At 70.2% G+C, this 22078-nt stretch carries 22 protein-coding genes; 10 read left to right on the forward strand and 12 right to left on the reverse strand.

Annotated features, from left to right (window positions below; all coding sequences use genetic code 11):
• Positions 1-92: 92 nt before the first annotated feature.
• A complete protein-coding gene (locus AB0D57_RS10870) occupies positions 93-275 on the reverse strand; it encodes a hypothetical protein (RefSeq protein WP_362070119.1) in 183 nt (60 codons plus the stop codon).
• A gap of 165 nt (positions 276-440) precedes the next feature.
• On the opposite strand from AB0D57_RS10870, the gene AB0D57_RS10875 reads away from it, so the two are divergent.
• Genes AB0D57_RS10875 through AB0D57_RS10885 form a run of 3 tightly spaced genes read left to right on the forward strand, consistent with a single transcriptional unit; the run spans position 441 to position 4379 of the window.
• Positions 441-2150: a tetratricopeptide repeat protein gene (locus AB0D57_RS10875; RefSeq protein WP_362070122.1), complete on the forward strand. Its 1710-nt coding sequence runs from the start codon at positions 441-443 to the stop codon at positions 2148-2150.
• Positions 2147-3487, forward strand: coding sequence for a protein kinase (locus tag AB0D57_RS10880; protein WP_362070125.1), 1341 nt, complete (start codon positions 2147-2149; stop codon positions 3485-3487). The genes AB0D57_RS10875 and AB0D57_RS10880 overlap by 4 nt, the downstream gene beginning before the upstream one ends.
• A 10-nt stretch (positions 3488-3497) precedes the next feature.
• Complete coding sequence (locus AB0D57_RS10885) at positions 3498-4379, forward strand: alpha/beta hydrolase (protein ID WP_362070128.1); 882 nt, start codon at positions 3498-3500, stop codon at positions 4377-4379.
• On the opposite strand, the gene AB0D57_RS10890 is transcribed toward AB0D57_RS10885, so the two are convergent.
• A complete protein-coding gene (locus tag AB0D57_RS10890; RefSeq protein WP_362070418.1) occupies positions 4376-5281 on the reverse strand; it encodes an NYN domain-containing protein in 906 nt (301 codons plus the stop codon). The genes AB0D57_RS10885 and AB0D57_RS10890 overlap by 4 nt on opposite strands.
• A gap of 193 nt (positions 5282-5474) precedes the next feature.
• Here AB0D57_RS10890 and AB0D57_RS10895 point away from each other — a divergent pair, with 193 nt between their 5' ends.
• Entirely contained in the window at positions 5475-5651 is a 177-nt protein-coding gene (locus AB0D57_RS10895; protein WP_362070428.1) for a hypothetical protein, read from the forward strand.
• A gap of 121 nt (positions 5652-5772) precedes the next feature.
• Here AB0D57_RS10895 and AB0D57_RS10900 read toward each other — a convergent pair whose 3' ends face one another.
• From AB0D57_RS10900 to AB0D57_RS10910, 3 genes are all read right to left on the reverse strand, one after another.
• Positions 5773-6378: a MarC family protein gene (locus tag AB0D57_RS10900; RefSeq protein WP_362070132.1), complete on the reverse strand. Its 606-nt coding sequence runs from the start codon at positions 6376-6378 to the stop codon at positions 5773-5775.
• A gap of 144 nt (positions 6379-6522) precedes the next feature.
• On the reverse strand, positions 6523-7380 hold the full coding sequence (locus tag AB0D57_RS10905; RefSeq protein ID WP_362070135.1) for a PHP domain-containing protein: 858 nt from the start codon (positions 7378-7380) through the stop codon (positions 6523-6525).
• 165 nt (positions 7381-7545) lie between these two features.
• Positions 7546-8187 carry a DUF6758 family protein gene (locus tag AB0D57_RS10910; RefSeq protein ID WP_362070138.1) on the reverse strand — a complete coding sequence of 214 codons (642 nt, stop codon included), beginning with the start codon at positions 8185-8187 and terminating at the stop codon, positions 7546-7548.
• A 173-nt stretch (positions 8188-8360) separates the two neighbouring features.
• On the opposite strand from AB0D57_RS10910, the gene AB0D57_RS10915 reads away from it, so the two are divergent.
• Positions 8361-9614, forward strand: a complete 1254-nt coding sequence (locus AB0D57_RS10915) for an MFS transporter (protein ID WP_362070141.1) — start codon at positions 8361-8363, stop codon at positions 9612-9614.
• A gap of 28 nt (positions 9615-9642) precedes the next feature.
• Here the strand turns inward: AB0D57_RS10915 and AB0D57_RS10920 are convergent, their stop codons facing one another.
• A complete protein-coding gene (locus AB0D57_RS10920) occupies positions 9643-10227 on the reverse strand; it encodes a suppressor of fused domain protein (RefSeq protein WP_362070144.1) in 585 nt (194 codons plus the stop codon).
• Positions 10228-10758: 531 nt separating this feature from the next.
• Between AB0D57_RS10920 and AB0D57_RS10925 the strand changes: the two genes are divergently transcribed.
• A complete protein-coding gene (locus AB0D57_RS10925) occupies positions 10759-11871 on the forward strand; it encodes a magnesium and cobalt transport protein CorA (protein ID WP_362070147.1) in 1113 nt (370 codons plus the stop codon).
• Positions 11872-11903: 32 nt separating this feature from the next.
• Positions 11904-12452: a hypothetical protein gene (locus AB0D57_RS10930; protein ID WP_362070150.1), complete on the forward strand. Its 549-nt coding sequence runs from the start codon at positions 11904-11906 to the stop codon at positions 12450-12452.
• A 166-nt stretch (positions 12453-12618) separates the two neighbouring features.
• On the opposite strand, the gene AB0D57_RS10935 is transcribed toward AB0D57_RS10930, so the two are convergent.
• Complete coding sequence (locus tag AB0D57_RS10935) at positions 12619-13377, reverse strand: hypothetical protein (RefSeq protein ID WP_362070153.1); 759 nt, start codon at positions 13375-13377, stop codon at positions 12619-12621.
• Positions 13378-13577: 200 nt separating this feature from the next.
• On the opposite strand from AB0D57_RS10935, the gene AB0D57_RS10940 reads away from it, so the two are divergent.
• From AB0D57_RS10940 to AB0D57_RS10950, 3 genes are read left to right on the forward strand one after another with little or no spacing between them, the layout of a single operon-like run.
• Entirely contained in the window at positions 13578-14909 is a 1332-nt protein-coding gene (locus AB0D57_RS10940) for a CBS domain-containing protein (protein ID WP_362070156.1), read from the forward strand.
• Positions 14899-15492, forward strand: a complete 594-nt coding sequence (locus AB0D57_RS10945; RefSeq protein ID WP_362070159.1) for a DUF1003 domain-containing protein — start codon at positions 14899-14901, stop codon at positions 15490-15492. The genes AB0D57_RS10940 and AB0D57_RS10945 overlap by 11 nt, the downstream gene beginning before the upstream one ends.
• A gap of 44 nt (positions 15493-15536) precedes the next feature.
• Positions 15537-16670, forward strand: coding sequence for an Mrp/NBP35 family ATP-binding protein (locus AB0D57_RS10950; protein WP_362070162.1), 1134 nt, complete (start codon positions 15537-15539; stop codon positions 16668-16670).
• A 147-nt stretch (positions 16671-16817) separates the two neighbouring features.
• Here the strand turns inward: AB0D57_RS10950 and AB0D57_RS10955 are convergent, their stop codons facing one another.
• From AB0D57_RS10955 to sigE, 5 genes are all read right to left on the reverse strand, one after another.
• Entirely contained in the window at positions 16818-17474 is a 657-nt protein-coding gene (locus AB0D57_RS10955) for a hypothetical protein (RefSeq protein WP_362070165.1), read from the reverse strand.
• A 202-nt stretch (positions 17475-17676) separates the two neighbouring features.
• Entirely contained in the window at positions 17677-18138 is a 462-nt protein-coding gene (locus AB0D57_RS10960) for a sec-independent translocase (RefSeq protein ID WP_362070168.1), read from the reverse strand.
• A 192-nt stretch (positions 18139-18330) separates the two neighbouring features.
• Entirely contained in the window at positions 18331-20070 is a 1740-nt protein-coding gene (locus AB0D57_RS10965) for a trypsin-like peptidase domain-containing protein (RefSeq protein ID WP_362070171.1), read from the reverse strand.
• A 138-nt stretch (positions 20071-20208) separates the two neighbouring features.
• Complete coding sequence (locus tag AB0D57_RS10970) at positions 20209-21189, reverse strand: anti-sigma factor (RefSeq protein WP_362070174.1); 981 nt, start codon at positions 21187-21189, stop codon at positions 20209-20211.
• On the reverse strand, positions 21186-21884 hold the full coding sequence (gene sigE / locus AB0D57_RS10975; protein ID WP_362070420.1) for an RNA polymerase sigma factor SigE: 699 nt from the start codon (positions 21882-21884) through the stop codon (positions 21186-21188). Before sigE ends, AB0D57_RS10970 begins: the two co-directional genes overlap by 4 nt.
• Between the last annotated feature and the right edge of the window lie 194 nt (positions 21885-22078).

Consider the following 22078-nt stretch of genomic DNA (forward strand, 5'->3'; position numbering starts at 1 on the left):
AGGGCGTCGACGCGGAGCGTCGGCAACCGACGACAACGCCGCAGATGGGCGTGCCAGACCCCGCGTCTGCGGCATGATCCGCCGGACAGGCCCTAGTCACGCGTGGCCGCGTAGGCGACGGCGACGAGCGCCAGGAGAACGTATCCGAGCGACCGCACTTCGCCGGGTGCCCAATCGTTGCCGATCGCGGTGAGCAGGACGGTCAGGACGAGATACGGCCACCCGGGCCCGGAAGGCTTGACGGGCTCGGCACCTGGGGACTGAACAGACATCATGGACTCCTTACGTGGTCCCACCGGAGACTGGGGCTTGCAGTAACAACCGTGACGCGCAGCGCAGTTGGCCGCCCTTGTCCGGGAGTAGGTCCGGATGGTCCACAGTTGTCCGGGACAGTGGGCGCACTCGGTGCGGTGGGGGAACGAAAAAAAGGGGGCGGTGTTGTGCCGCAGTGGAAGGGCGGGCGTCCCCGGGGACCGGTACGTGCCGCCACGGAGGAGGCCAGACTGCTGGCCGTCTTCCTGCGCGAGCTCGTGGACCGGAGCGGCAAGACCTACCGTGAGCTCGAGAACGACGTCTATTGCTCCCGCACCCGGATCTCGGAGTTCCTCGCGGGCAAGGTCCCGGACGAGGAATTCGTCGTCGCCCTCGCGAAAGCCTGTGTCACGGAGCAGGCAGCGCAAGAGCGCGACAAGAGGAAGGCGTTGAAGCTGCTGGTCGATGCCCGGCGTTCGCTGCGGGATACCGGTCCCTCTGCCCCCGCTCCGGCCACAGCGCCGACCGCAGCCGCAACCTCGGCTCCAGAACCCGCGTACCTCCAACTGATGCGTCGTCGCATGGAGTTGGAACAGGAAGTGGCGGCGCTCAAGAATGAGCGCAAGCGCCTGAAGCGCGAGGAACGGCACACCCGTGAGTTGAGCAAGGTGCGTGAGCTCCTGGACCGGGCCGAAGTGGCGCGGGACCAGGCCGAGGCCGAGGCACGTACCGCCATGGAGAAACAGATGGCGGCCGAGGAGTTCGCCGTCCGCGAGCAGGTCCGCGTGCGGCATCTGACCCAGCATCTGACCCAGCTCGGGTTGTCCGGCATTGTCCCGGACAACCTCGCCGAGGGCGCGGACAGCCAGGACAACCCTGCTCAGGACCGCGACGCACAGAACAACCCTGCTCAGGACGGCGGCGCACAGGACAACCCCGCTCAGGACCGCGACGCACAGAACAACCCCGCTCAGGACCGCCGCGCACAGAACGACCCCACTCAGGACCCCGGCGCACAGGACAGCGGATCGGACAACGCCGTTCAAGGCGCCACCGAGCCGCGCATGGCCGCCGCCCTCGGTGTGGACGATCTGAAGGAGATGTGGATCGAAGCCTCCGCGGCGGCCGACGCGTTCCGGGCGACCGACGCCGTCCGCCTCTACAGGGAGCTCGCCACCGCCCAGCAAGACCTGCTGGGTCCCGATCACCCTGACACCCTGACCGCGCGCCACAACCTGGCCGCGTGGTGGGGCGAGGACGGGGACGCACAGGGCGCCGTGACCGCCCTGACCGAACTACTGCCCCACCGGGAACGCGTCCTGACCGCGAACCACCCCGATACCCTCGCAACCCGCCACAACCTCGCGCACTGGCGCGGCGCGGCGGGCGACGCGCAGGGCGCTGTCTCCGATTTCGCCGGGCTGCTGCCCGACGCCCTGCGGGTGCTCGGCGTGGACCATCCCGACACCCTGGCCGTGCGGCACGCTCTGGCCACGTGGCGCGGCGAGGCCGGGGACGCGCAGGGCGCCGTGACCGCTCTGACCGAACTGCTGCCGCACCGGGAGCGCGTGCTGGGCGCGGGCCATCTCGACACGCTCGCCACCCGGAGCGATCTGGCCCAGTGGCGCGGGGTCTCGGGTGATGTGTCCGGTGCCGTGACCGGTTTCGGCGAGTTGCTGCCGGACGCCCTGCGCCTGCTGGGACGAACCCACATGTACGCCTTGATCGTCCGCCACAACCTGGCTGCCTGGCAGGGGGTGTCGGGCGACCTGTCCGGCGCGGCCGCCACGCTCTCCGAGCTGCTGCCCGAGACGCTCCGAGTGCTGGGCCGTGGTCATACCCACACCCAAACCATTCGCCACAGCCTCGCTTACTGGCAGGGGAGGTCGCAGACATGAGCGCATGGACGGAGACCGGTCAGGGTGAGCCTCGTCTGCTCGTCGGCCGCTACCGACTCACGGGCCTGATCGGACAAGGCGGTATGGGGCGCGTCTGGCGCGCGGTCGACGAGATGCTCAGCCGCGACGTGGCGATCAAGGAGATGCGCCTCGACAGTGTCGAATCGGAAGACCGGCCCGTCCTGCTCGAACGCACGCTCAGGGAGGCCCGCGCCACCGCCCGCATCGACCACCCCCACGTCGTAAGGGTCTACGACGTAGTGCATCAGGACGACCGGCTGTGGATCGTCATGGAACTGGTCATAGGCCGGTCCCTGGAACAGGTACTGGTGCACAGTGGCCCGCTGAACCCCTGGCGGACGGCCCGTATCGGCCGGGCACTCGCGGCGGCGCTTCGCGCGGTGCACGCCGCGGGCGTCCTCCATCGCGACATCAAACCGGGCAATGTGCTCCTCGAGCGGAAGGACCCCGAGCGGATCGTCCTGACCGACTTCGGGATCGCGGCGATCCAGGACACGTCCGCTGTCACCATGGCCGGCATGCTGATCGGCTCGCCCGAGTACATGGCTCCGGAACGGGTGTCGGGCAGGGCCACGGGGCCGGCGTCCGACCTGTGGTCATTGGGCGCGACCTTGTACGCGGCGGTCAGCGGCCACAGCCCGTTCCGCCGCACCACGACACTCGCCACGCTGCACGCCGTGTTGTACGAGGAACCCGAATTCACGGCAGCCGCGGGTCCTCTTCTGCCGATTCTCACCGCCCTGCTCCGACCAGACCCCGAGCTGCGGCCCACGCCGGACGAAGTGATCCGCCAGCTGTCCGACATCATCGGTTCCGAGCCCTCCGCGGACCCCTCGGCCGAGCCCGCCCCGACACCCGTGGTGACTGACGCCACGGCGCCCGGAGCGCAGACCACGCAAGCGCCCGCAGAGCCTCTGCACGCAACCCGGTCGCGACCGCAAACGCCCATGCCGACGCCCGCACCGCCGCCGGTGGAAGAGCCCACGACCGCGGTGCCACGCCGCCCACGCCGAGGACGGGCATGGCTGAAACGGTGGTGGAACCGGCAAGCCGGACAGGAACGGCCGTCGGCGCCGAGTGTGGCGGCGCCGGAAGAGGAGCCGGGCCAAGAAACGCGGAGGGGCCCGCAGGACGGGGAACCCCCCACGTCCGACGCACCCCCGCCGAACGCCCCCGAGCCGGACCCGTCACTCCCCCGCAGCTATATCCCCCGCAAGCCCGTCACCGCGTTCGCACAGCACTCACGCGGGCTCCTGGCTCATCACGACGGCCCGGAGCACGAGGGCGACCCGGACCCTGAAGGTCCCGCCCGATAGCCTCGGACCCATGAGTCGTCCCTTCAGCTTCGTCCCGCCGGCCGGAGCCCGCGCCCACCGGCTGAACACAGGACGCGGCGAGTTCGCGGTGATCGAGGCCGGTGTCGCCGTAAAAGGCACCGCACTGCTGCTGCCGGGTTTTACCGGGAGCAAGGAAGACTTCATCGCGCTGCACCAGCCCTTGGCGGCGAGCGGGTACCGGACCGTCGCCGTGGACGGCCGCGGCCAGTTCGAGAGCGACGGGCCCGAGCACGACGAAGCGGCTTACGCACAGGACGAGTTGGCGCGCGACGTACTCGCGCAGGCGCAGGCCGTCGGCACGCCCGTACACCTGGTCGGGCACTCTCTGGGCGGCCAGATCGCCCGCGCCGCCGTCCTCCTCGACCCGACCCCCTTCGCCTCACTCACCCTCATGTCCTCGGGCCCCGCCCAGATCTCCGTCCCGCAGCAACAGCGCGTCAAACTGCTCCGGGACGCGCTCACCGTGATGGGCATGGCCCAGGTGTGGGAGGCGATCCAGGCGATGGAACCGCCGGAGGACACCGAAACGGGCGGCTTGGACTCGGGGCTCGACGAGCGCGAAGACCTGCGGCGCCGCTGGCTGGGCACCAAACCCGCCCAGCTGATCGCGACGGGCCGTCAGCTGTGCACCGAGCCCGACCGCGTCGTCGAACTGGCCGCCGTACGCCTGCCGAAGCACGTCCTCTCCGGCGCACACGACGACACCTGGCCGGTGCCGCTCCTGGACGACATGGCCGTACGCCTCAAGGCCATGCGCACGGTCGTACGAGGAGCCGAGCACTCCCCGAACACGGACCAGCCGGAGCGGACGGCACAGGCCCTGGCAAAGTTCTGGGACGGCACGGACGGCGCCCAGCCGACCAGTACCTAGTACTGCGCCTGCAAGTGCCCCCAGAAGCCGTCCCTGAGCGCGCGGCGCAGATCCGCCTGCCCTCGCAGGGAGTACTGCAACAGACCCTCGGCCTCGACCAGCAGGTCCTGGTCGACCGAACCGGGCAGATACGGATGGCCGGGCAACAGGTCCACCAGCGACTCACGACCCCGGGCGGCCAGCCACTTCGCGGCGATCTGGGCGCCCACGAACCGTACGTCCTCGCGCGTGGGCCGGATCGCCGCCGTCGCGTCGTAGGTGGCGGCGGACCGCCGGGACACGTACGGCTTGAAGAAGTCGAGGTCGAGTGTGCGCTGACTGTCGACCTCCCACAGCAGCGGCTCGGCCTGGTTGCGGCCCTCCGGCGCCTCGATGCCCCAGAGGTGGACCCGCGCGCCGTACCCCTGCGCCGCCTCGACCGCCGACACCAGGTCCTCGTCGCCACCGAGCAGTGCGGCGTCGCTGATGGCACGGTGCCGGGCGAGGGACTCCAGGTCGCTGCGGATCAGCGAATCGACGCCCTTTTGTTGGTTGTTGGCGTTCAGGTTGCCCAACCGCACCTTCACGTCCGGCAGCTCGGCGATCGACTGCTGTTCCGCCGTGTGGATGCGGCGGCGCGCGCCGTCGTACCAGTACACCCGCAGCAGCCTGCTGTCGGCGAAGATCGTGCGGGCCTTGTCGATGAGCGCGTCGATGAGGCCTTCGGCGTCGAGGTCGAAGGCGCGGCGGTCCTCGGTCCCGGTGGCGAGCCGCCCCGCGGCCGCGTACAGGTATCCGGCGTCGACGAAGATCGCATGGGTCGAGGGCGTCTTCGCCACCTCGGCGAGCATGCGCTGGAGCAGCTCGTTCGTGCGGTCGATGCGGGCGCCGAGCGCCGCGAGGTCGTCGTTCATCACCTCCATTGTCCCGGTGGTCACGCTGCGAACACAACTGGTCCCATTCAGTCTCCCTCCCACTTCTTACCGGATGGTAATTAGGTTCTCGAAAAATTTCCTTAGCGTAGGGAATGTTTGTAACACGCACCCCGTTGAATACGTACGGAAGCGGGGACACAGTCGCCTCGCGCTCCACACACGAGTAGTTCTCCTCAGGAGGATGACCAGACGAAGGGAGAAGCCCTTGCGCTTCGAAATCATGCGACTCGACGACGTCGACGGCACGGCCGTGGACAGCACCGTTGTGGACGCCGCCTCCGTCAACCGGATCGTTCAGCAGGCCGCCGCCATCGGGCAGCGACTCTGGATCCGCCCGGCCGACTCGTCCGCCTCATAACACGCGGACGCCTGGCAGACTTCAAAGCCCCGTACGGCACGGATGCCGTACGGGGCTTTGCGTATGCAGGGGGCGAATCAGCTCGCCTCCATGACCAGCTCGGCTCGCCTCGATGACCAGCTCAGCTCGCCTCGATGACCTGAGTAACCCCATTGATGATCTGCTGCACCGCGATCGCCGAGAGCATCATGCCCGCGAGCCTGGTCACCAGCACGACACCACCGTCCTTGATGACACGAATGATCAGCAGCGAGTAGCGCATGACCAGCCACAGCACGACATGGATGGCGAGGATCGCGGTCCACACGGACACCTGTGTGGCGACGGTGTCGGCCTTCTGCACCGCGAGGATCACGGAGACGATCGCGCCGGGGCCGGCGAGCAGCGGCATACCGAGCGGTACGAGGGCGACGTTGACGTCCTTGGTCTGCTTCGGCTCGTCCGTCTTGCCGGTCAGCAGGTCCAGGGCGATCAGCAGGAGCAGCAGCCCGCCCGCGATCATCAGCGCGGGCACGGACACGTGCAGGTAGTCGAGGATCTGGTGCCCGAGCAGGCCGAAGACGACGATCACTCCACCGGCCACACAGACGGCCTGGAAGGCCATCCGCTTCTGCACCTTGGCGGGGCGTCCCGAGGTGAGCGCGAGGAAGATAGGGGTGATCCCGGGGGGATCCATGATCACGAAGAGGGTGAGGAAGAGGGAGCCGAAGACGGCGACGTCGAACATGGGTGAAGCCTTGCGAGAGAGTGGAGCGGGAACGCGGGAAAGGCGGGCGCACCGGCAAACGCCGAGCGCCCGTGGACAGACCTCACCCCGACGACAGATCAGGTCAGGTCAGGTCAGGTCAGGTCGGGAGGGGAACCGTCAGGGTCAGGCTCCGCCGGTCCCCGGCACCGGAAAGGCCCCGGTGGCCCGCCGGGTGATCTCCCCGTACACCTCGGGATCGGTCGTGAACTCCCCGAGCACGCATGTCTTGCGGCTGCCGTGGTAGTCGCTGGACCCCGTGGCGAGCAGCCCCAGGTCGGCCGCGAGTGCGCGCAGCCGCGCCCGGGTCGCCGGGTCGTGGTCCATATGGTCCACCTCGATGCCGTCGAGGCCCGCCGCGGCGAGCTCGGCGATCGCGGACTCCGGCACGGTCCGGCCCCGCTTGACGGCGGCCGGGTGCGCGAAGACGGTCACGCCGCCCGCAGCCTTGACCAGCCGGAGCGCCTCGAAGGGGTCGGTCTCGTGCTTGGGGACGTACGCCCGGCCGCCGTCGGCCAGCCAATCCGGGGTGAAGGCGTCGGAGACGCTGTCCACGACCCCCAGCTCGACCAGGGCGGAGGCGACGTGCGGCCGCCCCACGGACCCCTCGCCCGCGATGCGCGCGACCTGCTCCCAGGTGACCGGCACGCCCAGTTCCTGAAGCTTGGCCACCATGGCCCTGGCGCGTGGCACCCGGTCGTCCCGCACCAGTTCGCGCTCGGCGAGCAGCTCGGGCTCCGTGGGGTCGAAGAGGTACGCCAGCATGTGCATGCTGATGCCGTCGAGGCGGCAGGAGAGCTCGGCGCCGGTGACGAGGGTGAGCCCCTCGGGGAGCGCCGCGACGGCCTCCGCGTATCCGCGGGTGGTGTCGTGATCGGTCAGCGCGACGACGTCCAGACCGGCGGCGGCAGCGTTGCGCACAAGCTCGGCAGGGGTGTCCGTACCGTCGGAGGCGGCGGAGTGGGTGTGCAGATCGATACGCACTACGCGGACTCCAGGCGTGACGGTACGGGAAGTGACGCTCAAGGATAACGGGAATCCAGCGCCCCCATGTCACACCCGTATCCCGTGAGCGCCCCCTACGAGACTCCTGTGAGCGCCCACCGGCAACGCGGAGCCGCGGGCATACAGACGCGACTCGGCGGAGCGCTACGGTTCCAAGATCCGCGGCGACAGCGCCCCACAAGGCAGCAGATCCACCTCGGCCCCCGCGTCCCGTAGATCCGTCAGCACCAGTTCGTCGTACATCAGCAGCCCCGACTGCTCGGGCCACACCACCGCCCACAGCCACAGCCCGAGAGCCTCGCCCGCGAAGACCGCGCGGTCGTCGGGGGTGCCCGCCACATGCCACAGCGGGGTCGGGCGGCCGGCCGCGAGGACCTTCGCCTGCGGCGGTTTCTCCACGCTCATGTACGGCCCCGGGTCGGGTCCGTCCATGCCCGCATACCGCGCGCCGAGGCCGACACCGAGCTCCTCGGCGACGAGGATCAGCTCCCCTACGCCGCCGAGCGGCCCGGGACCCGAGCAGGCCACAGCGGTCGCGCGCCCGCCGCTGCGGTCGTCGCCGGCGAAGGCCGCACCGGTGAACAGCCAGCCGACCGGCAGCGGCCACGGCATCCACACCGGCACCTGGGCACGGTGCACCACGACACCGAGGGCCTCGACGCTGGGCGGGATCACGGGCTGCAGCGGATGCACGGTCCCGTGGACATCGCACTGCCAATAGTCGGCAAAGAGACCGGGAGCCCTGACCCGGCCACCACACTTCGGGCAACTGGGTTCGCCCCTCATAGGGCCCCACGCTCCTCCCAGTCTTTCGCCGCGTCAAGGACGATCACCCGTCCGGAGCGTGCCGGTCACCCGTAGAAATTAGATGCATCTTGCATTAATTAGTCGAACTAACGTATTGTGTGTATAAGACAACGATCTCTCGGTGCCCCTGGGTACACAGTCGAGGAGCGAGCATGGCCAACAGCATGGGAGGCCCCACCGAAGGGGACACATTCGACGCCGGTGCGGGCAGCATCCTGCGCCAGCCGAAGGCCGTCTGGGCGACCGCCGGGGCTTCCGTCGTCGCCTTCATGGGCATCGGGCTCGTCGACCCGATCCTGCCCTCCATCGCCCAGGGCCTGGACGCCACCGCCAGCCAGGTCTCACTGCTCTTCACCTCGTACTTCCTGATCACCGCCGTCGCGATGCTGGTGACCGGCTTCGTCTCCAGCCGCATCGGCGGCCGCAAGACCCTGCTCCTCGGCCTCGCGCTCGTCGTGGTCTTCGCCGGGCTCGCGGGCACATCCGGTTCGGTCGGCGAACTCGTCGGATTCCGGGCGGGCTGGGGCCTGGGCAACGCCCTGTTCGTGTCCACGGCTCTCGCCGTGATCGTCGGCGCCGCGGCCGGCGGGAGCGCCGCCGCCATCCTGCTGTACGAGTCCGCGCTCGGCCTCGGTATGGCGTGCGGGCCGCTGCTCGGCGCCCTGCTCGGCAACGCCAGCTGGCGTTACCCGTTCTTCGGCACCGCGTTCCTGATGGCGGTCGGCTTCCTGTGCATCACGGTGTTCCTGAAGGAGCAGCCGAAGCCCGCACGGAAGACCTCGCTGCTCGACCCGATCAAGGCCCTCGGGCACGGTGGTCTCGCCTCGGCGGCCGTCTCGTCGTTCTTCTACAACTACACGTTCTTCACCGTGCTGGCCTTCACGCCGTTCGTGCTGAACATGACCCCGTACAAGTCGGGCGCGGTCTTCTTCTGCTGGGGTGTGCTGCTGGCCGTCTTCTCGGTGCTCGTGGCGCCGCGCCTGCAGGCCCGGTTCGGTTCGCTGAAGGTGCTGGGCGGCTCACTCGTGCTGCTCGCCGCCGACGTGCTCGTGCTCGGATACGGCGACCACACCACCGCCGTCGTCTGCACGATCCTGTCCGGCGCTTTCATCGGCGTGAACAACACGGTCTACACGGAGCTGGCGCTCGGGGTGTCGGACGCGCCGCGCCCGGTGGCGAGCGCGGGCTACAACTTCGTGCGGTGGTTCGCGGCCGCGGCGGCGCCCTTCTTCGCGCCGAAGATCGAGGAGTGGAGCAACATTCACATCCCGTTCGTGGTCGCGGCGGTCACCGCGGTACTCGGCGCCGTGGTCGTCCTCGTACGACGCAACGCGCTCACCCACGAAGCGGAGGAGCTCCAGCCACAGCACTCCACCGAGGACAGCGTGGCCGTTTTCGCCAACTGACGGATTTCGGCCAGGAAATGATCCGGCCTCAGTCCAGCGGGACGGACCTGCGCAGTGGATCGCGCAGGTCCGTCCCGCTGTTCAGCCAGCGCTCCTGGAGGGCGCCGGCGCCGTGCACGCGCTTCCACGCAGCCTCGTTGGGCGTCATCGGGAGCAGGGGCAGGAAACGTACGGGATCGGCGGGCGCGTCCAGTTCCAGGTCCTCGACCAGGCCGCCGGACTCCGCGACCAGCACGGAGCTGAACGGCGCCCCCGGCCACAGCGGCTCGCCCACGTCCAGGGAGGCGCCGGGGGCCACGATCAGCCCTTCGACCTGCGGGGAAGCGGCGAGCACGGCCAGCGGGCGGAGCACCTTGTCGGTCTCGGCACCGCCCACGCGGACCGAGAGGACCAGCTCCGCGCGCGGCCCCTTCACCGGGTCGGCGAGGACCGCCGTGGGGTCCGCCATCGGCTGGGCGGACATGCCGAGCGTGGCGTAGCGGACGAGGTCACCCTCTGTGAAGCGCAACACTTCGATGCGGTCGGTGCCGAGGAAGGTAACCGCGGCCCGCGCGTCGGGTTCGCCCAGCGCAGAACGCAACCGGGCCTCGACCAGGGGAAGAACATCAGCCATGATCCGAGCATAGAACTCGTCAGTAATGGGCAAAGCAGCGACTTGACGCATCAGTGCGCTGATAGTCTTGGCCGCTGGTCGGGGCAGCACGCAGAAGCGTCGCTCTCGAGCTCCGACGCACTGAGACTGACTGGCTCCTCCACAGGGGGAGACAGACTCCCCCACGGGGGATGGATCGTCCCTCACGGGGGACTGACCGGAGGAGGTGGGGCTGCAATGGACCGAAGTCGACCGTGCAGTACTACCCGCTCTTCCGATCGCTGAATTCTGTAGCTGGTCCCGCACTTCTCCTAGCTGCCGCTTTTTGCGAACGTGTGCATAGTGTCAGCGTTGCCCTGGTGCACCACGGAAGAGCGCTTCGTTTCCGCCTGATCCGTCTGATCTGTCTGATCTGAATCAGTAGCGAAGCTGCCACCGCGACGGTGCGGTGCTCCCCGCTTTGTGGACGTGCCAAACATCCGCAGTCAGGACGTCCCCATTCCGGGTAGTTTCAACCGTCGTCGGCGCCTCCGTTGCGAGAAGGAGCCTGCCATGTCGATGATCCGTGACCTCCGTGCCGCGGTCCGCCCCCGCCCCTCGCTGCGCAAGGAGAGTGGCTCGTACGACGCCACTCGCGCCCCCGGTACCCCCTCCGCCGTGGTCGACTGCGCCATCTACCGCGACGGGGCCCGCGTCCAGACCTCCGGGCCGCTCACCCCGCACCAGGCGAAGAGCCTGGTGCACCGCGACGGCGGCTTCGTGTGGATCGGTCTGCACGAGCCCACCGAGGCCGAATTCGCCGGTATCGCGGGCGCGTTCGGACTGCACCCGCTGGCCGTCGAGGACGCCGTCCAGGCCCACCAGCGGCCCAAGCTGGAGCGCTACGACGACTCCCTCTTCACCGTCTTCAAGACCATCCACTACGTCGAGCACGACGAACTGACCGCCACCAGCGAGGTGGTCGAGGCCGGCGAGGTCATGTGCTTCACCGGACGGGACTTCGTCATCACCGTGCGGCACGGCGGGCACGGCTCACTGCGCGGGCTGCGGCACCGGTTGCAGGACGATCCCGAGCTGCTCGCCAAGGGTCCCTCCGCCGTGCTGCACGCCATCGCCGACCACGTCGTCGACGGGTACATCGCGGTCGCGGACGCCGTGCACGACGACATCGACGAGGTGGAGACCGAGGTGTTCTCGCCGGGGCGCAAAGGCACGCCCCGGGGCACGGACGCGGGCCGCATCTACCAACTCAAGCGCGAGGTGTTGGAGTTCAAGCGGGCGGTCTCGCCGCTGCTGCGCCCGATGCAGTTGCTGAGCGAGCGGCCGATGCGGCTGATCGACCCGGACATCCAGAAGTACTTCCGGGACGTCGCCGACCACCTCGCCCGGGTCCAGGAGCAGGTCCTCGGCTTCGACGAGCTGCTCAACTCGATCCTCCAGGCCAACCTCGCACAGGCGTCCGTCGCCCAGAACGAGGACATGCGCAAGATCACGTCCTGGGCGGCGATCATCGCCGTACCGACGATGGTGTGTGGCGTGTACGGCATGAACTTCGACTACATGCCCGAGCTGCGCTGGAAGTTCGGCTACCCGCTGGTGCTCGGCGTGACGGTCGGCATCTGTTTCTCGATCCACCGGATGCTCAAGCGCAACGGCTGGCTCTGAGGCCTTCACAGGGCCCTGGATAGGCTGGGCCCATGACGGAACAGCTGCTCGACCGGGCCCTCGTCGAGGAAGCCACGAAGAAGTCCGGGCTGATCTGGGTGCGGGGCGGCAGCGGCGTGCAGGCGCACGGGGTCGCCGGCTCCGACGCGCCCACCCGCGCCCTGTGGCACGTGTGGCACGACGGCGCGGCCTGCCTGATCGGCGACGGGCCCGGCGAGCAGCCGCTGCCCGGTCTCGTCGACGGGGGCGCAGCGGTGGTCACCGTGCGCAGCAAGGACAAGGGCGGGCGCCTCGTCGCGTGGACCGCGAAGGTGGTGGAACTCGCGCCCGGTTCCCCCGCCTGGGACGCGGCCGTCGCCGAGCTCAAGGGCAAGCGCCTGAACGCGCCCGACGGCGAGGCGATGCCGGCCCGCTGGGCGCGCGAGTGCCGGGTCCTGCGCCTCGAGCCGCAGGCCGGCACTCTGCCGCTGCCGGACGGCTCCCTCGCCGCCGCACCCGTCCCGACCCCGGCGACGACCCGGCAACCGATCCCGGCGTCCGTCCCCCGCCTCCTCTTCAAGAGGCGGCAGCGCGGCCGGTAGCGGCTAGGTCCTGTCGTCAAATTCCCGCCGTCCGCCCGGAGGGCGGGCCTCGCGCCCGCCGCGGAGCGGCTGATGTCTGCCGTAGGTGCGTGCTCTCGGCGTGCCGGGCGCAGGCCCTCGTACTGGTTGTACGTGGGTCTGCGCCCGGTGCGGCGGGTGGGGCCCCCTACGACGTCGGCAGCTGCTGGCCGTAGTCCACCGTCTCGTCCTTCGAAGGTTCCTCGAGGGCGAAGTCCTTGCCCCAGTCGGTGAGGCGCAGGGTGCCTGCGTCGCCCGCGCGGGCCAGGAGCAGGGGGTACGGGTTTCCCTCCAGGGAGACATCCAGGGTGCCGCCCGCACCCTCGTCGCCGGTGATGCGGATGGTGCGGACGCCGGACAGCTCGTTGCGGCCGTCCGTGGCGAGGGTGCCGTGCAGGGTGAGGAGACCGTCGAGCAGGACGTCCTTGTCGGTGAAGCTGATGAAGCGCTTGTAGGCGGGGTCACCGCTCGGGACCTTGACGTACTTGCCCTCGAGCTTTTCGGCGGCCGCGGTGTCCGCCGACGTGGCACCGCCCTCGCCGTCCTCGTGGTTCCAGAACTCCGCGTCGGCCTTGAGGAAGAGGTGCTCGCCGACGCGAAGGAGTTTGAAGGTCGCCCCCTCCGAGGTGACCGACCCGGTGCCGCCGTCCGACTTCAGACGCATGTCGAGCTTGTACGTACGTTCGTTCGACACCACGGATCCGGCGAGCCGTACCGTCTCCGCGGACGTGGCCGCCTTCCGCGTCTTCGCCTGGATCTCGGTGGCGGACAGCTTGCCCACCCCGTTCGTCCCCGCGTCCGGATCCTCACTACTGCACCCCGTGAGCCCCGTCCCGGTGACGACCAGTGCGCATACCGCGCTCACCAGTACGGCCCTGCGGGTACGGCCCTGGGGAATTGCAGACACAGGTGGGGCTGCCTCTCATACGGGTGTCCTCAACGGCGTACGGCAGCGTACCGGTGCCGCCCGCCCCCGGCGGAGCCAGTCCGTCCGGACCGCTCACCAGGGCGTATTTGACCGGGACGGGCTAGCCTGAAGCCCACCCGAGCGGACAGATCGCAACCAAAGGCGCGCACGCAGAGATACGGGCAGAAGGAGGCGCGGGTATGGTCGCAGGCGCCCCCCGGATCTTCGTCTCGCACCTCGCCGGAGTCGCCGTCTTCGACCCGAACGGCGACCAAGTGGGCCGGGTGCGGGACCTGGTCGCGATGCTGCGCGTCCGACGGCGCCCACCCCGGCTGCTGGGCCTGGTCGTCGAACTGTCCACGCGGCGGCTCGTCTTCCTGCCCATGACCCGCGTCATCGGCATCGAGTCCGGTCAGGTCATCACCACCGGCGTCCTGAACGTGCGCCGCTTCGAACAGCGGCCCACCGAGCGGCTCGTGTTCGGCGAACTGCTCGACCGGCGCGTACAGCTCGTCGAGACGGACGAGGAGGTGACCGTGCTCGATGTGGCCATCCAGCAGCTCCCCGCTCGGCGGGAGTGGGAGATCGACCGGGTCTTCGTGCGCAAGGCCCGCAGCGGGGCCTTCCGGCGCGCCAAGGGCGAGACGCTGACCGTCGAGTGGTCCGCGGTCACCGGATTCTCCCTGGAGGAGCACGGACAGGGCGCCGAGAGCCTGCTCGCCACCTTCGAGCAGTTGCGCCCGGCCGACCTCGCCAACGTCCTGCACCACCTGTCCCCGAAACGGCGCGGGGAGGTGGCGGCCGCACTGGACGACGACCGCCTCGCCGACGTCCTCGAACAGCTCCCCGAGGACGACCAGATCGAGATCCTCGGCAAGCTCAAGGAGGAGCGCGCCGCCGACGTCCTGGAGGCGATGGACCCGGACGACGCGGCCGACCTGCTCGCCGAACTGCCCGAGGAGGACGTGGAGCGGCTGCTGGCGCTGATGCGGCCCGACGAGGCGGCGGACGTACGGCGGCTGATGGCGTACGAGGAGCGGACCGCCGGCGGTCTGATGACGACCGAGCCCATCGTGCTGCGGCCCGATGCCACAATCGCCGAAGCGCTCGCCCGGGTCCGCAACGCCGACCTGTCCCCCGCACTCGCCGCCCAGGTGTACGTGTGCCGCCCGCCGGACGAGACGCCGACCGGCAAGTACCTCGGCACGGCGCACTTCCAGCGGCTGCTGCGCGACCCGCCGTACACCCTGGTCAGCTCGATCCTGGACGGCGATCTGCAGCCCCTCGCCCCGGACGCGGCGCTGCCCGTCGTCGCGGGCTTCTTCGCCACGTACGACATGGTGGCGGCGCCCGTCGTCGACGAGAGCGGCTCCCTGCTCGGCGCGGTGACCGTGGACGACGTACTGGACCACATGCTGCCCGAGGACTGGCGCGAGACGGAGTTCGATCTGGACGAGGCCGAAGAACACAAGGCGAGAGCGGAAGAGGGAGAAGAAGGAGAAGCCGGGGAAGGGGGAGCCGATGGCGCCTGACCGCGAGACCCGCGAGCGGACCGCCACCGGGGCGACCGCCGCCCCCCGGCCCCGCACCCGGCTCGACCAGCCGATGTCGCCGCGCCGTCGGCTGATGCCGGAGTGGGACCCGGAGGCCTTCGGGCGGCTGTCGGAGCGCATCGCCCGCTTCCTCGGCACCGGGCGGTTCCTCGTCTGGATGACGGTCGCCATCATCCTGTGGGTGGTGTGGAACGTCAGCGCGCCCTACGCCTTGCGCTTCGATGACTACCCGTTCATCTTCCTGACCCTGATGCTGTCGCTGCAGGCCTCCTACGCCGCCCCGCTGATCCTGCTCGCGCAGAACCGCCAGGCCGACCGCGACCGGGTCAACCTCGAACAGGACCGCAAGCAGAACGAGCGGTCGATCGCGGACACCGAGTACCTCACCCGCGAGATCGCCGCCCTGCGCGTGGGCCTCGGCGAGGTCGCCACCCGCGACTGGATCCGCTCCGAACTCCAGGACCTGATCAAGGAGCTGGAGGAACACCGTCCCGACGGCCAGGTCGTATTCCCGACAGTCCCGACAGAACGCTCTCGCGGACGTGACGTAGACGACCGGTGACGGGGCTTTCCGGGTCCCCCGCCGGGCGCCGTACCATCGTGTCTATGGCTACGGAAGACGCGGTGCGTGAAGCACTGGCGACGGTGAACGACCCCGAGATCCAGCGACCCATCACCGAGCTGGGGATGGTCAAATCGGTGGAGATCGGTGCGGACGGTGCGGTCGCGGTCACCGTGTATCTGACCGTCTCCGGCTGCCCGATGCGCGAAACCATCACGACGAACGTGACGAAGGCGGTCTCGGCGGTCGAGGGCGTCACGCGCGTCGACGTGACCCTGGACGTGATGAGCGACGAGCAGCGCCGCGAGCTGGCGACCGCGCTGCGCGGCGGCCAGGCCGAGCGCGAGGTCCCCTTCGCCAAGCCGGGCTCGCTGACGCGCGTGTACGCGGTCGCCTCCGGCAAGGGCGGTGTCGGCAAGTCCTCGGTGACGGTGAACCTGGCGGCGGCGATGGCGGCCGACGGTCTCAAGGTCGGCGTGGTCGACGCGGACATCTACGGCCACTCGGTGCCCCGGATGCTCGGCGCGGACGGCCGTCCCACCCAGGTCGAGAACATGATCATGCCGCCGTCGGCGAACGGCGTGAAGGTCATCTCCATCGGCATGTTCACCCCGGGCAACGCGCCCGTCGTCTGGCGCGGCCCGATGCTCCACCGCGCTCTCCAGCAGTTCCTGGCGGACGTGTACTGGGGCGATCTGGACGTGCTGCTGCTCGACCTCCCGCCGGGCACGGGCGATATCGCGATCTCGGTCGCGCAGCTCGTCCCGAACGCGGAGATCCTCGTGGTCACGACCCCGCAGCAGGCGGCGGCCGAGGTCGCCGAGCGCGCGGGCTCCATCGCCGTCCAGACCCACCAGAAGATCGTCGGCGTGGTCGAGAACATGGCAGGCCTGCCCTGCCCGCACTGCGGCGAGATGGTCGACGTCTTCGGCACCGGCGGCGGTCAGTCGGTCGCGGACGGCCTCACCCGCACGACCGGGGCCACGGTCCCCGTCCTCGGCTCCATCCCGATCGACGTCCGTCTGCGCGAAGGCGGCGACGAGGGCAAGCCGGTCGTCCTGACCGACCCCGAGTCCCCCGCGGGCTCGGCCCTGCGCGCCATCGCCGGCAAGCTGGGCGGCCGCCAGCGAGGCCTGTCGGGCATGTCGCTGGGCATCACCCCGAGAAACAAGTTCTAGGGGGTCCCGTACGACGCGGGGGCGCGCCCCGCAAGGGGCGCGGGGCCGTGACATATGTCCGGCTCCGCCGCGTGGGCGCGCGACCGGCCACGACGGCCCCGCACTCACGAGCGGTCCGCAGTCCCCCTGCTCCCGTCCGGCGGAGCGTCACGCGTACGCCGAGATGTCCTTGATCATGGCGAAGCCCAACCCGTACGCACTCATGCCCCTGCCGTACGCACCCACGTGGACGCCCTCCTGGGTGGAGCCCGCGAGAACCCAGCCGAACTCGGACTCGCGGTAGTGGAAGGGCGTGGGGACGCCGTCCACGGGCAGGGACAGCGAGGACCAGTCGGGCCCGTCGAGGTCGTCCGCGAGGACCCACGCCGTCTCGGTCTGCTGGTCCAGCCAGTCGTCCCGCAGGGTGTGGTCCATCTGCCCCGGCCAGGTGAACGACAGCAGCCCCACCCCCGCGAGCCAGGCCGCGGAGGACACCGAGGTGGCCTCCAGCAGACCCATACCGTCCGCGCTGCGGCGGTCGGGGCTGGCCGCGACGGTCACCACGACCGCGAAGCGCTCCTTGTCCTGCGTCGACTCACCGCGCACCGAGGGCTCTTCGCCGTGCCCGATCGAACCGTGCTCGACGGCGTCGTCCGCCGAGGTGCCCACCTGCATCAGCCAACGCGGCCCCGTGAAGGCCTCGTCGAGGCCGTACCACGGGAAGGGCGCCAGCAGGTAACCGTCGACCGCACGCCGTGCGGAGGGGACCGGTTGTCCGTCCTCCGCTGCCGACGCCTGCGCGCCTACCCGACTTGTCGTCTCCATCTGGCCGGACGCCTCCTCGCTCTCGTCGGACCGGGCGGCCCGCCCCCCTCGGGCGTCCTCAGCGGTCCGCACAACAACTGGGCAGCATAGCCACACCGCTCCGAGCAGCAGGGAATGCCCCGGCTCGCGGGGCGTGCACGCGTCGCTTTCAGGCCGTGTACGGCAACACAGGTGACGTGCGCGTTTTCAGGCGCGCCACGGCTCAGGTGGCGTCCGCGTCGAAGGGCGGGCGCTCGTCCGGGTCGGGCTTCTTGGTCATGTCGGGCTTCTTGCTCATGTCGACGGACCCGCCGGCCGAACCCGTGCCATCGGAAGCGGAGCCGGAGCCGGACGACTCGGAGTCACGGCCCTGGACCGCGTCCGTGACCTCGGCCATCTCCTTCTTCAGGTTGAAGCCGTTGCGGATCTCCTTGAGCCCCAGCTCGTCATTGTCCAACTGCTTGCGGATGAACGTCTTGGGGTTGAGGTCCTCGAACTCGAAGTCCTTGAACTCCGGGCCGAGTTCGTCACGGATGTCCGCCTTGGCGCTGTCCGAGAACTCGCGGATCTTGCGAATGGTGCGCGTGACGTCCTGGATCACCTTCGGGAGCTTGTCCGGGCCGAAGACGAGCACAGCAAGGACAACGAGCGTCACCAGCTCGAGCGGTCCTATGTCATTGAACACCTGAAGCTCCTTGCGATGTCCTCGGTCCTCGGGCCCTCGGCGGTTCTTCCGTGGTCCGGGCCGGGTCCACGGTACCCGTCGATCCCGTCCGTCCGGAACTGTCCCGCCGCTTCCTGGTTCATGTACACGGCGGGTTTTCCGCGTTGTTTACCGCTCAGGACAGGGTTCGAGGCCTCTCCTGTGAAGTTCATGTCAGTTGCCGTCGGCGGAGCCGAGGACCAGGGTGACCTTCTTTTCCGCGCCGTCCCGTCGCAGGGTCAGCTCGAGCCGGTCGCCGGGTCGGTGGGCACGGGTCTTCACGATCAGCTCCTCGCCGGAGTGCACACGTCGGCCGTCGACCTCGGTGATGACGTCGCCCGCCTTGATGCCCGCCTTGGCGCCGGGGCCGCCCGCGGTGACCGGCGCGCTGTCGCCGGCGCCCTCCGTGCCGACCCGGGCGCCGTCACCCGTGTAGTCCATGTCGAGCATGACACCGATCACAGGGTGGGTGGCCCTGCCGGTGTTGATCAGCTCCTCGGCCACGCGCTTGGCCTGGTTGACCGGGATGGCGAAGCCGAGCCCGATGGAACCGGCCTGACCGCCCTGCAGGCCGGTGCCGCTGTCGGCGGAGCGGATGGCGCTGTTGATGCCGATGACGCGGGCCTGGGAGTCGAGGAGCGGGCCCCCGGAGTTGCCGGGGTTGATGGGCGCGTCGGTCTGCAGGGCGTCGACGTACGAGATGTCGCTCGCGTCGCCCGTCTCGCCGCCCGCCGTGATGGGCCGCTCCTTGGCGCTGATGATGCCGGAGGTGACGGTGTTCGCAAGGTCGAACGGGGCGCCGATCGCGACGACGGGGTCGCCCACCTGGACGTTGTCGGAGTTGCCCAGCGGCATGGGGGCGAGCCCGCCGACCCCGGAGACCTTGACCACGGCGAGGTCGTACCCGCTGTCCTGTCCGACGATCGTGGCCTTGGCACTCTCGCCGCCGCTGAACGTGACCGTTATCCCGCCGTCGCTGCCGGCCGGGTCGACCACGTGGTTGTTGGTGAGGATGTGCCCCCGGGTGTCGAGCACGAACCCGGTGCCGGTGCCCTCCTCGTCGGCGCCGCGCACATGCAGGGTGACGACGCTGGGCAGCGCGCGGGCCGCTATCCCGGCCACGCTGTCCGCGGCCCGCCCTGGCGCCTCCTTGCCGGCCTGCGGCAGCTCGACGTCGGTGGTCCCGCCCTCCAGATACGCCCCCACGGCGCCGCCGACGCCCCCGGAGCCGAGAGCGAGCAGCACGGCCCCGAGGACCAGCGCCTTCTTCGCCCGCTTGCGCCGCTGGGTCGTGCTCTCGACGGCGGCGCCGTTCTGCTGGAGAGGCCCGGAGGCGGCGGCCCAGGGGTCGTAGTTCTGCCAGGGGGCAGGAGTGGGGGCGGGGGTGAGATGGGAGGTGCCCGTGTACGGGGCTGTGGGCGGGCCTGGGGGCATGAAGGCGCCGCGGGCCGGGGTTGCGGCCGGGACGGGCACGCCGGGCGCGGAGGGGGCCGCCGGGGCGGGCGTGCCGTGCGCCGGTGTGGCCGCCGGGTGCTGGACCGGCGGGGCGGGCGCCCAGGGGCCCGGCACACCGTACGGAGGCGTGCTGGAGGAGTCGGGGGCGTGCACGGGCCGCGGACCGTCGGCCGGAGCGCGGTCGGCGGGCCCCGCGTCCTCGGCGGCGCTCGGCGCACCGCCGTGGTGAGCGGGAGCGGGCCGCTCCAGCTCGAAGTCACCGTCACCGTCACCGTCCACGTGACCGTTGGTGTCAGCACCAGTGCCCGTGCCGGACCCACCCGAGGCGGCGCTCGTCAAGGGAGGCTCCAGCTCGAAGTCACCGCCCCCGCCGGAGTCGCCCACCCCGGCATCCCCAGGAGGGACCTGCGGTCGGGGCCGACTCCACCACTTCGCCTTCGTGGGCTTCCCCTCGTCCATGCTCTCCCCACACCTGGCCCGCGGCACAACCAGCCGACGGTCACCGCAGATTGTCGACCCCGCGTCCGGAAATCCCTCCGGCGGACGCGGCCCACCCTGGATTCAACCAGGTTCCAGGGCCGCAGCGCAGAGGGCGGGTCAGCGGGCCGTACGGGAGGAGGGGGGCGGGGCGGAAGAGGGGGACGGGGCGGGTGCGGGGGCGGCGAGCAGGCCCGGGGTGATGACCTCCGGCGCCGTCGACCAGGAGGTCAGCGCGGCCGGCTGGGCCTCGGTGAGCGGACGTATGAGCGGGGACATCGCGGCGGCGCCGGCCACCACGGGTGCCGTCAGCGTGTGCATGACTTCCTGCCTCTGGGACATCGGAGCGGGGACTCCGGGCAGCAGAGATGCGGACACCCCGGTGGGCGCCACGGGAGCCTCGCCGAGCGCGCGCTGCTCCTGGGCGAACAGCGGCCCGACGGCACGCCGGCGCTGTGACTCGGGGGCCGTCGCGGCGCCCGATCCCGGCGCACGCGCCGGTGTCACATTGGTTCCGCCGGAGCCGCCGCGCGCGTCCGCGGTGTCGCTCGATCCCCCGGTCGCCACTCCACCGAGTGCGACCGCCGCCAGCGACACCGCGCCGGCGGCGGCGAAGGCGAAGCGCAGCCCGCGCGAGGCCGATCGCTCCGCCTCGTGACGGCTGACGTCATGGATGCGGAAGCCGCGCCCGGCGGAGGGGGGCAGCATGTCGGCGTGCGGCCCCGCGGGAACGTAACCGAAGGGCTCGCCGCGCACTCCGAAGAGTCCGCTCACGCCGGTTCCCGGGGCGAGTCCACCGCCGAATCCGGCCCCGCCGAGCGGTGAGCCACCACCGCCGTCGAAGTCACCTCCCCCAGGAAGTCCCTGGAGACGGGCCAGGAAGCTCTCGGAAGGAGGCGGAGGGGCGACTTCCGCGAACACGTTCTTCAGTCGGCGCTGGGCGTCCGCCTCGGCCTTGCACTTCGCGCAGGTGGCGAGGTGGGCCAAGACGCGCTCACGCGACTCATGACCGAGCTCTCCGTCCACGAGGGCGGAGAGTCGGTCCCCAAGGTGCTGGTCGGCGACATGCCGCTCCGGGGAGTTGGGCCGTGATCCACTCACGCGGTCGCGCCCCCTCCTCCCAGCGCGGGCACACGCGGCATCGAGAACCCGCGGCGCTCGGCGCGGGCCTCGGGGGACCGGTGCGCGAGGGCCTTGCGCAGCTGCGATCGGCCACGGTGGATCCTGCTGCGGACCGTACCGAGCTTGACGCCCAGGGTCGCGGCGATCTCCTCGTACGAGAGTCCCTCGATGTCGCAGAGGACCACGGCGGCGCGGAACTCGGGCGCGAGGGTGTCCAGCGCCTGCTGGACGTCCGCGTCGAAGTGCGCGTCGTTGAAGACCTGCTGGGGGGACGGCTCACGGCTGGGCAGGCGCTCGGCCGCGTCGTCACCGAGGGCGTCGAAGCGGATGCGCTGCTTGCGGCGCACCATGTCCAGGAAGAGATTCGTGGTGATGCGGTGCAGCCAGCCCTCGAAGGTGCCGGGCGTGTAGGTGGACAGGGAGCGGAAGACGCGGACGAAGACTTCCTGCGTGAGGTCCTCGGCGTCGTGCTGGTTACCCGTCAGGCGGTAGGCGAGCCGGTAGACACGGCCGCTGTGCGTGCTGACGATCTCCTCCCAGGTGGGCGGAGTCCACGCCTGCGACTCCGCGTCGGTGGAAAACGTCGCGGTCTGCGCGGGGGCAGCATGGAACTTGTCAGCGATGTCGGTCACGGATTTCGGCTCACCCGCCGATCTGAGCAGGCGCCGCAGCACCCGTCCTCGATCCACAGGCGCAGCCGCACCTCCCCTATCGGCTCTGGTGGTGTCCAGTGGAGCCCCTACCATAGCCACCTCGCCCGTTAGCTCCGGATAAGCGGTTTTACGAGAATTTGATACGCGCTCATATGGCAGCGTCAGCACTTGCCCGGCGCCCCGCTCCATGCCCTGCTCCGTGTCCCGCTGTGCGT

This window comes from Streptomyces sp. NPDC048275, assembly GCF_040652275.1.
Classification (GTDB): Bacteria; Actinomycetota; Actinomycetes; order Streptomycetales; family Streptomycetaceae; genus Streptomyces.

Coding starts and splice junctions, on each gene's coding strand:
- AB0D57_RS10910 (WP_362070138.1), bottom strand. CDS start 8,187: ATGAGGGGCGAACCCAGTTGCCCGAAGTGTGGTGGCCGGGTCAGGGCT.
- AB0D57_RS10965 (WP_362070171.1), bottom strand. CDS start 20,070: ATGGACGAGGGGAAGCCCACGAAGGCGAAGTGGTGGAGTCGGCCCCGA.
- AB0D57_RS10870 (WP_362070119.1), bottom strand. CDS start 275: ATGATGTCTGTTCAGTCCCCAGGTGCCGAGCCCGTCAAGCCTTCCGGG.
- AB0D57_RS10925 (WP_362070147.1), top strand. CDS start 10,759: ATGTCGATGATCCGTGACCTCCGTGCCGCGGTCCGCCCCCGCCCCTCG.
- AB0D57_RS10955 (WP_362070165.1), bottom strand. CDS start 17,474: ATGGAGACGACAAGTCGGGTAGGCGCGCAGGCGTCGGCAGCGGAGGAC.
- AB0D57_RS10885 (WP_362070128.1), top strand. CDS start 3,498: ATGAGTCGTCCCTTCAGCTTCGTCCCGCCGGCCGGAGCCCGCGCCCAC.
- AB0D57_RS10940 (WP_362070156.1), top strand. CDS start 13,578: ATGGTCGCAGGCGCCCCCCGGATCTTCGTCTCGCACCTCGCCGGAGTC.
- AB0D57_RS10890 (WP_362070418.1), bottom strand. CDS start 5,281: ATGGAGGTGATGAACGACGACCTCGCGGCGCTCGGCGCCCGCATCGAC.
- AB0D57_RS10930 (WP_362070150.1), top strand. CDS start 11,904: ATGACGGAACAGCTGCTCGACCGGGCCCTCGTCGAGGAAGCCACGAAG.
- AB0D57_RS10880 (WP_362070125.1), top strand. CDS start 2,147: ATGAGCGCATGGACGGAGACCGGTCAGGGTGAGCCTCGTCTGCTCGTC.
- AB0D57_RS10950 (WP_362070162.1), top strand. CDS start 15,537: ATGGCTACGGAAGACGCGGTGCGTGAAGCACTGGCGACGGTGAACGAC.
- AB0D57_RS10915 (WP_362070141.1), top strand. CDS start 8,361: ATGGCCAACAGCATGGGAGGCCCCACCGAAGGGGACACATTCGACGCC.
- AB0D57_RS10945 (WP_362070159.1), top strand. CDS start 14,899: ATGGCGCCTGACCGCGAGACCCGCGAGCGGACCGCCACCGGGGCGACC.
- AB0D57_RS10920 (WP_362070144.1), bottom strand. CDS start 10,227: ATGGCTGATGTTCTTCCCCTGGTCGAGGCCCGGTTGCGTTCTGCGCTG.
- AB0D57_RS10895 (WP_362070428.1), top strand. CDS start 5,475: ATGACCAGACGAAGGGAGAAGCCCTTGCGCTTCGAAATCATGCGACTC.
- AB0D57_RS10900 (WP_362070132.1), bottom strand. CDS start 6,378: ATGTTCGACGTCGCCGTCTTCGGCTCCCTCTTCCTCACCCTCTTCGTG.